The sequence below is a fragment of the Paenarthrobacter sp. E2MeOHC11 genome, from assembly GCF_058744955.1.
Genome location: NZ_CP196673.1, coordinates 4,226,426 through 4,242,112, shown reverse-complemented (window position 1 = coordinate 4,242,112; position 15,687 = coordinate 4,226,426). Strand labels below are relative to the sequence as shown.

At 63.0% G+C, this 15,687-nt stretch carries 10 protein-coding genes and 1 riboswitch; of the genes, 3 read left to right on the top strand and 7 right to left on the bottom strand.

All coding sequences use genetic code 11. From position 1 onward, the window contains the following. Window positions 1–375 precede the first annotated feature (375 nt). Together thiD and ACSSVG_RS19725 are read right to left on the bottom strand one after the other, a co-directional pair. The gene (gene thiD / locus ACSSVG_RS19730; protein WP_492415923.1) at window positions 376–1,893 is read right to left on the bottom strand and encodes a bifunctional hydroxymethylpyrimidine kinase/phosphomethylpyrimidine kinase; all 1,518 of its coding nucleotides are present in this window, start codon (window positions 1,891–1,893) and stop codon (window positions 376–378) included. Next, window positions 1,884–1,982, bottom strand: a riboswitch (TPP riboswitch). (Overlaps the previous gene by 10 nt.) A gap of 190 nt (window positions 1,983–2,172) precedes the next feature. Further along, a complete protein-coding gene (locus tag ACSSVG_RS19725) occupies window positions 2,173–5,271 on the bottom strand; it encodes an Rne/Rng family ribonuclease (protein ID WP_492415922.1) in 3,099 nt (1,032 codons plus the stop codon). Between the two features lie 488 nt (window positions 5,272–5,759). Here ACSSVG_RS19725 and ACSSVG_RS19720 point away from each other — a divergent pair, with 488 nt between their 5' ends. Continuing rightward, window positions 5,760–6,440: a vitamin K epoxide reductase family protein gene (locus tag ACSSVG_RS19720; protein ID WP_492415921.1), complete on the top strand. Its 681-nt coding sequence runs from the start codon at window positions 5,760–5,762 to the stop codon at window positions 6,438–6,440. 81 nt (window positions 6,441–6,521) lie between these two features. Here the strand turns inward: ACSSVG_RS19720 and ndk are convergent, their stop codons facing one another. The 4 genes from ndk to ileS are packed head-to-tail and all read right to left on the bottom strand — an operon-like array spanning window position 6,522 to window position 12,101. Beyond that, a complete protein-coding gene (gene ndk / locus ACSSVG_RS19715) occupies window positions 6,522–6,941 on the bottom strand; it encodes a nucleoside-diphosphate kinase (RefSeq protein WP_231343106.1) in 420 nt (139 codons plus the stop codon). A gap of 41 nt (window positions 6,942–6,982) precedes the next feature. After that, window positions 6,983–7,435 (bottom strand): DUF4233 domain-containing protein, encoded by a 453-nt coding sequence (locus ACSSVG_RS19710; protein WP_231343108.1) that lies wholly within the window; start codon window positions 7,433–7,435, stop codon window positions 6,983–6,985. A 1-nt stretch (window position 7,436) separates the two neighbouring features. Then, complete coding sequence (locus tag ACSSVG_RS19705; protein WP_231343110.1) at window positions 7,437–8,798, bottom strand: bifunctional folylpolyglutamate synthase/dihydrofolate synthase; 1,362 nt, start codon at window positions 8,796–8,798, stop codon at window positions 7,437–7,439. A gap of 3 nt (window positions 8,799–8,801) precedes the next feature. After that, window positions 8,802–12,101 (bottom strand): isoleucine--tRNA ligase, encoded by a 3,300-nt coding sequence (gene ileS, locus ACSSVG_RS19700; RefSeq protein WP_492415920.1) that lies wholly within the window; start codon window positions 12,099–12,101, stop codon window positions 8,802–8,804. Window positions 12,102–12,489: 388 nt separating this feature from the next. On the opposite strand from ileS, the gene ACSSVG_RS19695 reads away from it, so the two are divergent. Beyond that, a complete protein-coding gene (locus ACSSVG_RS19695) occupies window positions 12,490–13,725 on the top strand; it encodes an integrase catalytic domain-containing protein (RefSeq protein ID WP_492415919.1) in 1,236 nt (411 codons plus the stop codon). Window positions 13,726–13,799: 74 nt separating this feature from the next. Then, window positions 13,800–14,849, top strand: coding sequence for an endonuclease/exonuclease/phosphatase family protein (locus ACSSVG_RS19690; protein WP_492415918.1), 1,050 nt, complete (start codon window positions 13,800–13,802; stop codon window positions 14,847–14,849). A 9-nt stretch (window positions 14,850–14,858) separates the two neighbouring features. Here the strand turns inward: ACSSVG_RS19690 and ACSSVG_RS19685 are convergent, their stop codons facing one another. Continuing rightward, the gene (locus tag ACSSVG_RS19685; RefSeq protein ID WP_492415917.1) at window positions 14,859–15,638 is read right to left on the bottom strand and encodes an SDR family oxidoreductase; all 780 of its coding nucleotides are present in this window, start codon (window positions 15,636–15,638) and stop codon (window positions 14,859–14,861) included. Window positions 15,639–15,687 lie beyond the last annotated feature (49 nt).

Below are 15,687 nucleotides of genomic sequence, written 5' to 3'. Positions count from 1 at the left end.
TGGGTACTCACTTCTCTCGACGTTTATAACTAAATTTGCGTGCGGAACCTTGAACCGGAATCAGGCCTGGTTCGCGCTGTGCCTCAACGCCGTGGACTTCTGATCGAAGTCCGCGAGTCATCCCATGAACAATTCCAAGGGGCATAACCCAAGTGTTGGCGTAAGCACCGAAGATCAAGATTACGCTAGTTTGACCTTCAGCTGCAAATGAGGCCGGGTCCGGAGGCTACCGCGTGACTTGCGTCACCAGTTGTAACGGACTCTCCCGGCACCGTGCCCATACAGCCTACAGGGTTTGGGCACAATTAACGCGATTAAGCCCGCGACGCGCGGTAGTGCCGGCTTATCCGGACGCTGAAAGATCCAGGAATCGGGCTACGCGTGAAGCCGTGGAGCATCGAAAAACGCTGTTTCATAGCGGCAGGACTGGGCGAAGGCCTCCACCATGGCGGCCCTTTCCCTCTCGGAAGCTGCCATCGCAGCGCCATCAGTGAAGTTGATCGCATTCCTGGTAGCGGCAGCGAAATCCTCGTCCGCGTACGTCGTGAGCCACGCCGCATAAGGGTGCTCCGTTGGAGCCCCTGCTTCCACGTACGCTGCATGGAGCTGCTGGCCCACTTCTGCGTACAGCCAGTAGCAAGGCAAAATTGCCGCGAGCACCACCGCATAACTACCGGAAGCCGAAGACGCCAGCAGATGGTCCACGTACGACTTCGTGACGGGACCGGTGGCCGTTGACGCCTCCCGGGTGCTCAACCAGTTCCGGTGAAGCTCCGATTCGACCTCAAGGCACTGCTGTGACGCTTTGGCCCAGAACAGCTGTTCCTTCTCGCTGGGAGCAAGGGCGCCGGCGCGGGCCAGGACCCTGGAGTACCCATTGAGGTAAATGGCGTCTTGGGCAAGGTAGTAGTTGAAGGCGGCTTCCGGAAGGCTGCCGGATTGCAAGCCGTCAATGAAGCTGAGCTTGTAGATTGCTTCAAGCTCCGGGGTCGCTTCCTTCCATAGCACCGACGCGAAATCTCCCGGCCTCGGGCCCGCATGGTGGTGGAAGTGGTGCACTGGTCCGCTTCCGTGGCCTACTTCGAGAATGTCGGAATGCGTCAACGCCTCGATCAACCATGGCTTCACCTGACGCAATGACGCCTCCCAGTCACCGGTACGGGCCTGCGCAGTGGCCAGGGCCGAGGACAGGGAACAGCCCGTGCCGTGACTGTTTGCCGTCTCCACCCGCGGACCGGGCACCTCGATGACGTCCTGCCGCAACAACCCGCTGGTGTTCACCAGCGCATCAGGGCATTCGGAACCGGCCAGATGGCCACCCTTGACCAGCACGGTGTTGCCGCACTCAGCGGCCAGCCGCTTGCCCTGATCCAACGCCGAGGGCCAGTCAGCGGCCTCCGGCTCCCCCAGCAGCATGGCAAGTTCGGGCAGGTTAGGCGTGATCAGGTCTGCCAGCGGCAGGAGCTGGCGCAGGGCCTTCCCGGCGGACTCCCGCAGGAGGCGGTCACCGCTGGTGGCGACCATCACCGGGTCAAGGACCACGACGGCGGGACGCACCGCTTCGAGCCAGCCGCGGACTTCGTGGATCACGGCCGCGTCACCAAGCATCCCGATTTTGACTGCATCGATGGCAATATCATTGCTGATTGCCTCCAGTTGCTGGCGCAGGAACTCCACCGGAGGAACATGGACAGCACGGACTCCCACAGTGTTCTGCGCAGTCAGGGCGGTGATGGCTGCCATGCCGTAACCGCCATGGGCTGCGATGCTCTTCAGATCAGCCTGGATACCTGCGCCGCCGGATGGGTCCGAGCCTGCGATGCTCAGTACCCGCGGTATTTGCCGGCCGGAAACGGCCAACGGGTAGACGGGAGAATACGACGTTGAAGTCATGGGGACATCCCTTCGCCGGTGCTAACCGGACAGGTTCAACGGGTCTGGATCTCAGCCTGGCCCAACGCCCGGCACCCCGTGTCAGTCCCCAAGCGTAGCCGGGAAGGGCTCGGTCCCGGGAACCGTGCCACGCCAATGGCCGGATATGACTGTCAATGCCTTCATCCACCTGACCAACGCATTCGCGAAGCCGGGCTTGCAGTGGACAGCAAAGGGCCCTGCACCACCCGCCTGTGGCGGATCGTGCAGGGCCCTCATGCTTGGGTTTCCTTGCCCGTGCTAGAGCTCGGAAGCCGGTACCCCAACCCCCAGGATAATGGGCTCCTCGGACGCTGCCTTCTTGGCCGGTTCCATGGGTGCTTTGGCCTCGTGTGCCGTTCCTTGACCAACCGAGGCAGTCACCTCATGGTGCTCGACGCTTGTTTCGTTAGCCGCACCTTGCGCCCTGCTCGCGCTGCGGTTGCGGCGGCCACGGCGGGCCCGCGAGGCGGGAACAGCTTCGGGATCCGCTTCGACGGCCTTCGGAGCAAACAGCGCTTCGGGCTTTTCCTCAGGAGCTGCGCCAAGGTGGGAGAACGCTTCAGCCAGGAGATCAAGGCTCATGGCAGGCTTTGCGGCCGGCGGTTCTTCGTGGTGTTCACCGAACGGCAAAGCAACTTCCTCCCCACCGAAACGCAGGACCGGCGTGGACCTGCCTTCGCGAACTGCGGCTTCCTCTGCCTCGGCGGGCGCCACGGACTGAGCGGCAGACTCCTGCTGTCCAGCTGCCCGTGCCTGTTCTTCTGCACGGTGGACTTCGTCGTCGTGCAGGTGCGCGGCATGGGCGGCAGCGGCAATCGTGGCCAAAGCAGCCCTGGTCGCCTCGGCCTTGGCCTGCTTCGCCGGATCCTGGGGCTCAGCGGGAGCAGCCGGCGCAGCCGGCGTCGACGTGGTGGTGTGGACCTGCGCGGACGCTTCGGCAACGGGCTGTCCCCCGCCCTTGCCCCGGCGACGCTTGCGTTCCGTGCGGCCAGCAGGCTGCTGGGTCTCCGTGTGGGGGCGGTGGTGTTCGGCGGCCACGACGTTGGCGCGGCGGTGCTCCACAGGTTCATCGTGCGTCACGACGCCCCGGCCGGCACAATGCTCGCACTGCTCACCGAAGACCTCCAAGAGGCCGGTGCCCATGCGCTTACGGGTCATCTGGACGAGGCCCAGCGACGTCACTTCGGCCACTTGGTGCTTGGTGCGGTCGCGGCCAAGGCATTCCACCATGCGCCGGAGGACGAGGTCGCGGTTTGATTCAAGGACCATGTCGATGAAGTCGATGACGATGATGCCACCGATATCACGCAGCCGGAGCTGGCGAACTACTTCCTCGGCCGCTTCAAGGTTGTTCTTGGTGACCGTCTCCTCAAGGTTTCCGCCACTGCCGGTGAACTTGCCGGTGTTAACGTCCACTACGGTCATGGCTTCGGTGCGGTCGATGACCAACGAGCCACCTGACGGGAGGAAGACCTTCCGTTCCAGCGCCTTGTGGATCTGCTCGTCGATGCGCCACGCAGAGAAGATGTCCTGGTCCTTGGTCCACTTTTCAAGGCGGCCCACCAGATCTGGGGCGACGTAGGTCACGTAGGCTTCAATGGTGTCCCAGGCGTCGTCGCCGGAGACGATCAGCTTGGAGAAGTCCTCGTTGAAGACATCGCGGACAACCTTGATGGTCAGGTCCGGTTCGCCGTACAGCAGTTCCGGAGCCAGCACCTTGGTCGAGGAAGCCTGCCCCTCGATGCCTTCCCACTGCGCGCGGAGGCGGTTGATATCGTGCGTCAGCTCTTCCTCCGACGCTCCTTCTGCGGCCGTGCGGACAATGACACCGGCGTTTTCCGGCAAACGATCCTTCAGGATCCGCTTGAGGCGGTTACGTTCGACGTCCGGCAACTTGCGGGAGATGCCGGTCATGGAACCGCCCGGCACGTACACAAGGTAGCGGCCCGGCAGGGAAATCTGGCTGGTGAGGCGGGCACCCTTGTGACCCACGGGGTCCTTGGTGACCTGGACCAGGACGGAGTCGCCGGACTTCAGGGCGTTCTCGATCCGGCGCGGCTGGCCTTCGAGGTTGACCGCGTCCCAGTTGACTTCACCGGCGTACAACACTGCGTTTCGGCCGCGTCCGATGTCCACGAACGCCGCCTCCATGGACGGAAGGACGTTCTGGACTTTGCCCAGGTAAACGTTGCCGATCAAGGAGTCCTGCTGGGTCTTGGAAACGAAGTGCTCAGCCAGCACACCGTCTTCCAGGACACCAATCTGTATTCTGTCGTCGCGCTGGCGGACGATCATCTGGCGGTCCACCGACTCGCGGCGGGCCAGGAACTCGGCCTCGGTGATGACTTGGCGGCGGCGTCCGGTCTCGCGGGATTCCCGACGACGCTGCTTCTTGGCCTCAAGCCTGGTGGAGCCCTTGACGCTGGTTACGCGGTTGGACGGGGCTGTCTCCGTCACAGGGCGGGGAGCACGGACGCGGGTCACCGTGTTGGGCGGATCGTCGTCCGACCCTCCGGTCAATTCAAGATCCTGGTCGCCACGGCGGCGGCGACGGCGACGGCGTGACGTCACGCCTTCATCGAGGGCTTCGGTCGCTGGAGCTTCCTCGTCCTCGGATTCGCTGCCATCTTCGGCTTCGTTCTCTTCGCGCTCGGTTCCACGACGTCCCCGGCGGCCACGGCTCCGACGACGACGCCGGCTGCCGGCATCGTCCAACTCACCTTCAGCGCCGGATTCGGTTTCCGCTTCCGGTTCCTCGTCTTTTTCTTCGACGGCGGCAACGCGCGGGACCGTGGTGAGGTCCGGGGCCTGGAAAATCATGGATGTGATGGAAACAGGCTCCATGAACAGGGACGTGGACGCAGCGGGAGCAGCGTCGTCCTCCGCCCCTTCGGCCTCCGCTTCTTCGGACGCGGGCTCTTCAGCGGCTACCGCAGCAACAGGGGCCACGGGCTGGGTGGGTGCATCCGGCGTCGTGGTTTCTGCGGCGGCAGGCTCTTCTACCGGCTCGGCCTTGGGCTTGGCAGCACGACGACGGCGGACCGGCTTTTCAGGGGCAGGCTCGGCTGCAGCTTCGGGCTGGCTCTCCACGGCAGCTTCAGGCGCCGCAGTGGCGTCGTCACCCAAACCGGGCAGCGGCTCAGCAGGCTCTGCCTTCTTGCGGGACCGGGTACGGCGCACTGGTGCTGCTGGGGCTTCGGTTGTTTCAACAGCGGACGCTTCTGCGGCAGGCGACTCTACCTCTGCGGCAACCTTGGGCGCAGCCTTGCGCCGGGTCCGGGTGGCTTTCTTTGGCGCTTCCGCGGTTTCCGCGGGAGCTGCCTCGTCATTAACGGCTACAACTTGGTCATTATCCATATGTGGCAACACTCCTGCCCCAGCGACACCGCCACATCCGGCGCCCAGTGGGGCAAATATTGTCAAAACCCGCAGGCGTTGACAGAAGTCGGTAGTATGCCTTCCGGTTCGCACCATCATTGGGGTGCGGCAGCCCTGGAAGGCCGGCGGCTTTATTCTGAAACCCGTTGTTCTGCTGCCACAACCAGGTGCCGTCCATTGTCATGGCGGGCCTACCGGGGATCACGTGATCCAGGCATGCCCAGCTCATACTGGCGGTCTTGGGAACAAAGTCACCGGACCGGATTCCGAATGTGGATCGGCTTCCAGCCATGTTCATTCTCTCACACCCCTGAACATTCCCAAGGTAAGCCGCTGTGTCGTGCAGTGCCCGGGAGGACCGGAGCTAACGAGAAGCTGGGGGCAGCGCCCAGCCTCCGGCGTTACAATCCTCCCAAGAGCCGTTACCGGCAAGGCCGGGCCACTTGTTGAAAAGGACTACATCCGCGATGCCGAGCACAGCCAAGGGAAACCTGGCCAACCAAGCCACAAACCGCGTGGAGGATCTGCCCACCCAACCAGGTACCCGGCAGGATTCCCTTCCAATGACGGTCCGGGACAAACCTTTCGCCTGGATCCTGCTGATCACCGGTGTCATCGGGTGGCTGGCGTCCGGCGCACTGGTCCTTGAGAAACTTGAGGTCCTCAAGGATCCCAACCACGTGACCGTGTGTGATGTGAACCCCTGGGTTTCCTGTGGTGCCGTGATGCAGACACCGCAAAGTTCCGTGTTCGGGTTCCCCAATATGTTCATTGGCATCGTTGCCTTTGCCGTCATCATCACAACGGCCATGGGCATTCTTGCGGGCGCCAAGTTCTCAAGGGGCTACTGGTTGGGCCTCCAGGGAGGCGTAACCCTCGGCTTCGCCTTCGTGGTCTGGCTGTGGTCCCAAGCCCTCTACGCCATCCACGTACTGTGCCCGTTCTGCATGGTGGTGTGGGCAGCCATGATCCCGTTGTTCGTATGGGTGGCCATCCGCAACATCACCCAGGGAGTCATCAAGGCACCACCGGCCCTGGCCAAGCTGCTGGGCGAGTCCGGCTGGATCATCGTGGCTCTGCTGTACGTTGCCGTCATCGCCACCATCTTCTTCTCGTTCATGCACATCTTCGTGGGTTCCTCCGCTTAGGAACAACCCCTCCCGGGATAACAGGAAAGGCCAATGTTCGTGATGAACATTGGCCTTTCCTGTAGTTTCGGTGCAGCGTTATCAGCCAGCGAACCAGATGTTGATCTCACGCTCAGCGGATTCAACGGAATCCGAGCCGTGAACCAGGTTCTGCTGGACTGCCAGGCCCCAGTCCCGGCCGAAGTCGCCGCGGATGGTGCCCGGTGCCGCCGTCGTGGGATCGGTGGTTCCGGCCAGTGAACGGAAGCCCTCGATCACGCGGTGGCCCTCGAAGACTGCCGCGATGACCGGTCCGCTCAGCATGAACTCAACCAAGGGCTCGTAGAACGGCTTGCCCACGTGTTCCTCGTAGTGCTGCTCCAGCAGTTCGCGGGTGGCGTTGACCTTCTTCAGCTCCGCCAGGGTGTATCCCTTGGCCTCGATCCGGGCGAGGATGCTGCCGCTCAGGTTGCGGGCGACGCCGTCGGGCTTGACCAGGACAAGGGTCCGTTCAATGCTCACAGTTGCTCCAATGTGGTTGGTCGGTGGTTTTCCCAGCCAGTTTACGGGGTTTGCGGCTCTGCTTCGTCACCGTGTGCTGCATCCCATTCCGCCTGTTCACGGTCGCGCTGGGCAACTTCGCGGTCGATCCTCATACCCGCCCTGATCCCGTACCACCAGCAGATGGCAAACAGGATGCCCACGATGAACATCGTCGGCTCGGCGAAGCCAGTCAGGATCAGCACCAACTGCAAACCCCAGCCGACCGCGATGCCCCACGGCTTGGACAAGACGGCACAGGCCAAAACAAGCACCACGGTCAGGGCGATACCGACCCCCAGGATGATGGCCGGGTCCACCTGGCCACGCTTCAAACCGAAGACCGCGAGGGTGCCGAAGAACGCGACGAAGGCTTCGAGCAGGAGCACTGTGGAAGCAAACATCACCTTCGTCGACCGACGCTTCTTGGGCATTCCCGGCCGCCATTCGCGCTGCGCCTTAGTCATTTTCGCCATACTAGGCACTCGCCTTTCCGAGCAGGATCCGAGCCTCGGCCACTACCGTAATGGAGCCTGTCACCAGGACGCCGCCCGCGAGGTCGTCGTTGGATTCCGCGCGCTCCACGGCCCACTCAAGGGCGTCATCAAGCTTCTCCGCGATGTGCACGTTATCCTCGCCAAAGCCGAGATCCACAGCCAGCTCTGCGAGTTCTCCTGCGGGAACGGCACGGGCAGAGTTGGATTGCGTAAAGCAGAATTCGCCGGCAAGGCCGCCAAGGGACTCCTTGAGCGTCTTCAGGATTTCCTCAGCGTCCTTCTCCCGCAGGACGCCCACCACCACGACGAGTTTGCTGAAGCTGAAGGCCTCCTGGATCGCCTCGGACGAAACTCTGATGCCGTCGGGATTGTGCGCAGCGTCCACCACGACCGTGGGGGCCGTGCGGACCACTTCCAACCGTCCCGGCGACGTCACAGAACCGAACGCTTCCTTGAGTACCTCGGCGTCGAGCTCCTTCTCTCCCCCGCCAAAGAAGGCTTCCAAGGCAGCAACGGCGACCGCGGCATTCTCAGCCTGGTGGGCGCCATGCAGCGGCAACAGCAGGTCCTCATACCGGCCGGCGAGACCCTGGATGGTGATCATCTGTCCCCCCACAGCGACAGCGCGGGACTCAACACCGAACTCAACGCCCTCAAAACGGAAGGGTACATCTACTTCGCGGGCCTTCTCCAACAGAACCTGGGCCGCATCCACCGGCTGGGCGGCGCTCACCAGGAAACCTCCGGGCTTGATGATGCCCGCCTTCTCGTAGGCGATGTCCTCGGTGGTGTCGCCCAGAAGATCCGTGTGGTCCAAGGAGATAGGCGTGATGACGGAGACCTGGCCGTCGCCAACGTTGGTCGCATCGGTGATGCCACCCAGGCCAACCTCCATCACGGCAACGTCGACAGGCTGGTCGGCAAACACCGCAAAGCCCAGGATGGTCAGGCATTCGAAGTACGTCAGGCGTGGCTGGTCATCGGCAACAAGTTCGCTGTCCACGATTTCCAGGTAGGGACGGATTTCGTCCCAGATCCGCACGAAGGTAGCGTCCGGCACCGGTTCGCCATCAATGCTGATGCGCTCAGTCACCTTGGACAGGTGCGGGCTGGTGTAACGGCCGGTGCTGAGGCCATGGGCACGCAGCCCGGACTCAATCATGCGGGCTGTCGAAGTCTTTCCATTGGTACCTGTGATGTGGATGATCGGGAAGGCCTTGTTCGGCTCCCCCAGGACGTCCATGGCACGGAACAGCGGAGCCAGGCGCGGCTCCATCTTGTTTTCCGGGGCACGGCCCAGGAGTTCGGCATAGACGCTCTCAACTGAAAATTCGTCAGTCATGGTTCAGGCTCCTGCCTTTGCAACGGTGACCTGGGGTTCCTCGACGCTGGCCAACAGAACCTCAAGTTCCAGGGTCAGCGTCTCGGTCCGGACCAGTTCCGAGTTGGCTTCCAAGGCGTCGACGACGTCCTGCGCTGCCTCCACCGTCGTACGGATCCGGTCGCTGACGTTCAGTCCTGCGTCCTTGCGTGCCTGCTGGATGGCGCGGACCATGTCCCGGGCCAGGCCCTCGGCGGCAAGCTCCGGAGTAACTTCGGTGTTCAGGACCACGAATCCGCCTCCCGGCAGAACGGCAACTGCCGAGCTTCCGCCGTCGGCCGCTTCTGCCACCACTGTCTCCAGTGTGTATTCGTGCGGCTCGAGCTCCAAGCCACCGGCAACCACCACACCAGCATCGTTGACGGACCAGTCGCCGGACTTGGAGCCCTTGATGGCCTGCTGGACGTTCTTGCCGAGGCGCGGCCCCGCGGCACGGGCGTTGACCACGAGCTTCTGCTCGATGCCGAACTCCTCCGGCGAAGCAGTAGCGGCATCGAGCAAACGGACCGACCGCAGGTTCAGCTCATCAGCGACGACGGCGGCAAAGCCTTCCAGCGCATCGGCACCGGGTGCCACCACAGTCAGTTCCTGCAGCGGCAGTCGAACGCGCAGGTTCGCGGCCTTGCGCAGGCTGGAACCGGTGGAGCAGATCTGCTGGACACGGTCCATGGCTTCCACCAATGCCGGGTTGGACGGGAACAGCGAAGCGTCAGGCCAGTCAGCCAGATGGACCGAACGGCCACCGGTCAGTCCGCGCCAGATCTCTTCCGAAACAAGGGGCAGCAAGGACGCCGACACCCGGCACACTGCCTCGAGGGCCGTGTACAGCGCGTCGAAGGCGTCAACGTTCTCATCAAAGAAGCGCTGGCGGCTGCGGCGGACGTACCAGTTGGTGAGCATGTCCAGGTAGCTGCGCAGTGCATCGCAAGCTCCGGAGATGTCATAGCTGTCCAGGCTGGCGGTGACGTTACGGACCAAATCGCCGGTGTTCGCCAGGAGGTACTGGTCCAGCGTGTCAGCGTAGCCGTCATAGCGGAGCTGTGCATCGTAGCCGGACGTTGTCCCATCCACTGCGTTGGCAGCGTTGGTGTACAGCGTGAAGAAGCTGTACACGTTCCACAGCGGCAGGATGACCTGGCGGACACCATCACGGATGCCCTGTTCGGTCACCACCAGGTTGCCACCGCGCAGGATGGGGCTGGACATGAGGAACCAGCGCATGGCGTCGGAACCGTCGCGATCCAGGACTTCGGACACATCCGGGTAGTTCCGCAGGCTCTTGGACATCTTCTGGCCGTCCGAGCCCAGCACGATGCCATGGCTGATGACATTACGGAACGCGGGGCGGTCGAACAGCGCCGTCGACAGGATGTGGAGCATGTAGAACCAACCACGTGTCTGGCCGATGTACTCCACGATGAAGTCCGCGGGGTTGTGGGTGTCGAACCATTCCTCGTTCTGGAACGGGTAGTGCACCTGTCCGTAAGGCATGGATCCGGAGTCGAACCAGACGTCCAGGACGTCCTCGACGCGGCGCATGGTCGACTTACCCGTGGGGTCGTCCGGGTTCGGCCGGGTCAGGTCGTCAATGAACGGGCGGTGCAGGTCCACTTGCCCGTCGTTGTTGACCGGGAGGCGGCCAAAGTCGGCTTCCATCTCGGCCAACGATCCGTAGACGTCAGTACGCGGGTACTCGGGGTCGTCCGACTGCCACACCGGGATGGGCGAACCCCAGTAGCGGTTACGGCTGATGGACCAGTCGCGGGCGTTTTCAAGCCACTTGCCGAACTGGCCGTCCTTAACGTTCCCGGGGATCCAGTTGATCTCCTGGTTCAGCTCGGACATGCGGTCCTTGAACTTGGTGACCTCCACGTACCAGGAGGACACGGCACGGTAGATCAGCGGGTTCCGGCAGCGCCAGCAGTGCGGGTAGCTGTGTTCGTAGCTGGCCTGGCGGACAAGACGGCCATCGGCCCGGAGCACCTGGGTGATGGGCTTGTTCGCATCGAAGACCTGCAGGCCAACGATGGAGGCCAGCTCACCGTGCGCGAACAGAGGCAGGAACTTGGCGCCCTCGTCCACGGAGAGGACCACGGGGATACCGGCGTCCTCACAGACCTTCTGGTCATCCTCACCGTAGGCCGGAGCCTGGTGGACGATGCCCGTACCGTCGGTGGTGGTGACGTAGTCGGCCACCAGGAAGCGCCAGGCATTCTGCGTCCCGTACTTCTCAGCATCGGCAAAGTCGTTCCACAACGGCGTGTACTCAAGGCCGGCCAGCTCGGCGCCTGTGTGAGTGGAGACAACGGCGGCCGTTGCGGCAGCTGCGTCGTCGTACCCCAGGTCCTTGGCGTAGGACCCCAGCAGGTCAGCCGCGAGCAGGAAGCTGCCCGTGACCGGCGCTTCGGCGGAAGCGGCCTTGACTCCGTTAGGTCCTGCAGGCAGGACAGCGTAGGAGATCTCAGGCCCGACGGCGAGCGCCAGGTTGGTGGGCAGCGTCCAGGGCGTGGTGGTCCAGGCGAGCGCCTGCACACCGTCGAGGGCCTGGGAGAGCTCGGACGCACCCGCCTTGATGGGGAACGTCACCGTCACCGTCTGGTCCTGGCGGTTCTTGTAGACGTCGTCGTCCATCCGGAGTTCGTGGTTGGACAGGGGCGTCTCGTCCTTCCAGCAATACGGAAGGACGCGGTAGCCGTTGTAGGTGAGGCCCTTCTCGTGCAGCTGCTTGAAGGCCCAGAGGACCGACTCCATGTACTCGACGTTGAGCGTCTTGTAGTCGTTCTCGAAGTCCACCCAACGGGCCTGGCGGGTGACGTAGGCCTTCCACTCGTTGGCGTACTTCATCACGGAGGCGCGGCAGGCGTCGTTGAACTTGTCGATGCCCATGGCTTCGATCTGGGTCTTGTCCGTCATGCCGAGCTGCTTCATGGCCTCGAGCTCTGCCGGCAGGCCGTGGGTGTCCCAGCCGAAGCGGCGCTCCACGCGCTTACCGCGCTGGGTCTGGTAGCGGCCTACGAGGTCTTTGGCGTAGCCCGTGAGCAGGTGGCCGTAGTGTGGCAGGCCGTTGGCGAAGGGAGGGCCATCGTAGAAGACGAATTCGTTGCTTCCGTCCGTGCCGGCATCACGCTGGTCGATGCTGGCTTGGAAGGTACCGTCTTCATCCCAGTATTTGAGGATGCGCTCTTCGATTTCCGGGAACTTCACGGAGGCGGACACGCCGTGCGCGCCGGACGAAGACGCTGAGGCCTTGGGGTAGTGGGTCATCTCATATCCTGTGATAGCTGGTTGACTGTCAGGATGCGAGGACGGCTACGGTATTGACCTGCGTCAACACCGGTACCGCGGTACCACCTCACTTACCGGAACACGTGGTTCCGGCCTCTCATTACTGCTGTGACGGGCTTACCCGTCCGGTTCTAGTGGGCCATGGCCGCCGAATAGGCGATCAGTGCTGTTCTTCCGGAAGCTCACCGGTGATGGCCGGTTCAAAGCTGGTCCTCCAAGTCTAGCGCCAGCGCGCCGTCCGGCTCTACCCGGCGACGAGACTCATGAATAGTGCTCGCGAAACGGGGTGCATGCCTCATTTGAGAAACGCTCGCGAAATCATGGGCCGCTGCGGGCACGGCGGTGACGATGAGGGATGGACCTGTCGATGGCAACGCGTAGGGAAATCACGAAGAAGTACGCAGCCGATTATGCGAAGTCGTCGAAGAATGCCAAGGGATTGGTTCTGGACGAGCTGGTCGCCGTCACGGGCTGGTCCAGGGCCAATGCCCGGCGGGCGCTTTCCACAGCGCGCAAGCGCAAGGGCCCTGCGAGGGTGGCGGTACGGAAGCCTCGGGGACGAACCTATGGCTATGACACGCTTAAAGTCCTGATCGGTGTGTGGCGGCTGGCGGGGATGCCCTCGGGCAAATATCTGGCCGCGACCATGGACCTATGGCTACCGAAGCTCGAAGCGTTTGGTGAACTCGACACCAAGAGACTGACACCGGCTGTCAGAGTGCAGTTGATGCAGGTCTCCGGGGCCACGATCGACCGGCTCCTCAAACCCACCAAGGACGCGGACAAACCCAAAGGGCTCTCCGCGACGAAGGCCGGGCCACTGCTGCGTAATTCGATCACGGTCCGTAAGGCCGGCGACGAGCACGAACAGCTCCCGGGTTTCATCGAGGCGGACCTGGTCGTCCATTGCGGCCCCACCCTGACTGGGGAATTCGCACGAACCCTGACCGCCACGGACGTGTTCACCGGCTGGACCGAGAACGTGGCCGTCCGAAACGGGGCGCACGTCTGGGTCCTTGCGGCCATGGATGAGGTCGTGGCACGACTACCGTTTCCCTTGGTGGGGCTTGATACCGACAACGGCGGGGAATTCATCAACTACGCCATGATCGAGTGGGCCGGGAAGAAGGACATCTACTTCACCCGTGCACGGCCGTATAAGTCCAACGACAATGCTCACGTCGAGCAGAAAAACGGTGACGTCGTGCGCCGGCACGCCTTCCACTACAGGTACGACACGGCGGCCGAACTGAAGCTCCTCAACGCCCTCTACGCCTTGGTCCGGATCCGCCTCAACCTCTTTACCGCGACCACCAAAGCCATCGGCTGGCGCTCAAACAAACACGGCAAAAAGACCCGGATCTATGACAAACCACGGACCCCATACCACCGCGTCATCGACTCCGGGATCCTCACCGAGGCCAAAGCGACCGAACTTGCCGAACTAATGGAGACCACCAACCCGGCCGAACTCACCCGCGGCATCACCAGAATCCAAACCCAGCTCATCGCCCTCGCCGCCGCGAAAACACAGGCTCTGGAAGCCTCAATCACGCGAGCAGAAATAACTGAGGCACGCACAACACTTTCGCGAGCATCTTGACATGAGTCATCACGCCCGGGAGTTCATCCTCCGGATGGAGTCCGGACCGGCGCGGGATGCATAGACTCGACCCCATGACGCACCCCGCTCCGGCCATCCCTGACGCCCGCCCTCCGAGGCGACGGGCATCCTTGGCGTGGTCTGTGCTCGCCTTGTTGGTTGTGTTGCCAGTTGCGGGGGTATCGATGTTCCGGGCAATCCCAGCGGAGTGGCCCCTGATCGTGGTGCAACTTTTGTCCTTCACGCCCTGGATGGTGGTGCCTGCGGCTTTGGCAGTGATTCTGGCGGCCCTGGGTCGTCGCCTGTGGGTGATCATCACGACGGCGGCCCTGCTGGCTGTGCAGCTGTACTGGCTGTTTCCGCTGGACACCGGACGCGTGCAGCCATTGCCTCCAGGGACTGCCTCCGTCTCCGTGAAGGTCATGAGCCTCAACACCGAGTATGGCGAGGCGGACGCTGCCACCATAGTGGGGCTTGTCCGTGACAACGGCGTTCAACTGCTGACCCTTCAGGAACACACTGAGGGGCTGGAGGACCGCCTTCGTTCGGAGGGCTTGGAAAAAATTCTGCCCAACCTGGTGAGCGAACCCCATGATGACGCGTCCGGGGGTGCGGTCTATTCCGTATTTCCGCTGGAAGCGGCGGGGCTCTTGCCTGATACGCCGTTCCGAATGGATGTCACGCGCGTACTGTTGGCGGACTCCGGGACTGGTTCCAAGGCCACGCTGAGTCTTACCAATGTCCACACGCTTCCGCCGGTTGACGAGCGGATCGCCCAGTGGCGCAGCGATCTCATGAAGGTGGCCCGCCAGGCTTCACGTCCCGGGAACCAACTCCTGGTGGGCGACTACAACTCGACGTTTGATCACTCCGAGTTCAGGGAATTGTTGGACTCCGGACTGGCGGGCGCACCACAGGGTGGATCGAAACTCGTGGATGTCGGGACGGCCTCCAACGGACGGTTCTCCGCCACGTGGCCCATGGAGGGGCCGCCGCTGCCGGGAATCGTCATCGACCATATGGTCACGACGCCCCGGATCAGCAACAGCAACTACTCCGTTCACGAGGTGCCTGGCAGCGATCACGCAGCCATCATGGCGACACTGGGCATCCCCGCCAACTAACTGCCGTCCTTAGCCCTCCTTGCGAACCAACTTGTGGTTGGCTGCCTGGGCGACCGGTCGGACCACGATTTCATCAAGGTTGATGTGATGCGGCAGGGAGACGGCGTACTTCACGACGTCCGCGACGTCTGCGGCAGTCAAAGGCTTCTCAACGCCTGCATAGACCTTCGCGGCAGCGTCCTTGTCACCCAGCCGGTTGAGGGCGAATTCCTCGGTGTGCACGAGCCCGGGAGCCACCTCAATGACCCGGATGTTGTTGCCCACCTCTTCCAGGCGCAGGGCATTGGTCATGGCGTGCTGGGCGAATTTGGCCGCGTTGTAGCCGGCACCTCCCTCGTAGGCCGAGAGCCCGGCCGTTGATGTGAGGTTCAGGACCGTACCTTCACCGTGCTGCCGGAGCATGGGCAGGAAAGCGCGGGTAATCTTCATGGTGCCCAGGACATTGACCTGGTACATCCACTCCCAGTCGTCTGTGTCTGCGTTCGCGATGGTGTCCGCGCCCCGTGCGCCGCCGGCGATGTTGATCAGCGTGTCAGCACCCCCGGCTTTGGTGACGGCCGCGAGCAACGCTGCAACGTCGTCGTCGTCCGTGATGTCTGCCGGGAACGGAACCGCACCGGTTTCGGCACCCAAGGCACCGAGCCTTTCAGCCCTTCGGGCAACGGCAAAGACCGTCCATCCGGTTGAGACCAAAGCCCTCACGGTCGCTTCGCCTATCCCGGTGCTGGCACCGGTAACGACGGCCGTCTTGTTCTGTCCTGCGGGGGTGTTCTGCGCTGCCAAAGTCATGGCACCACCTTATCGGGGGCGTGGAGTCCTCCCGCGGCGGGCTGTAACG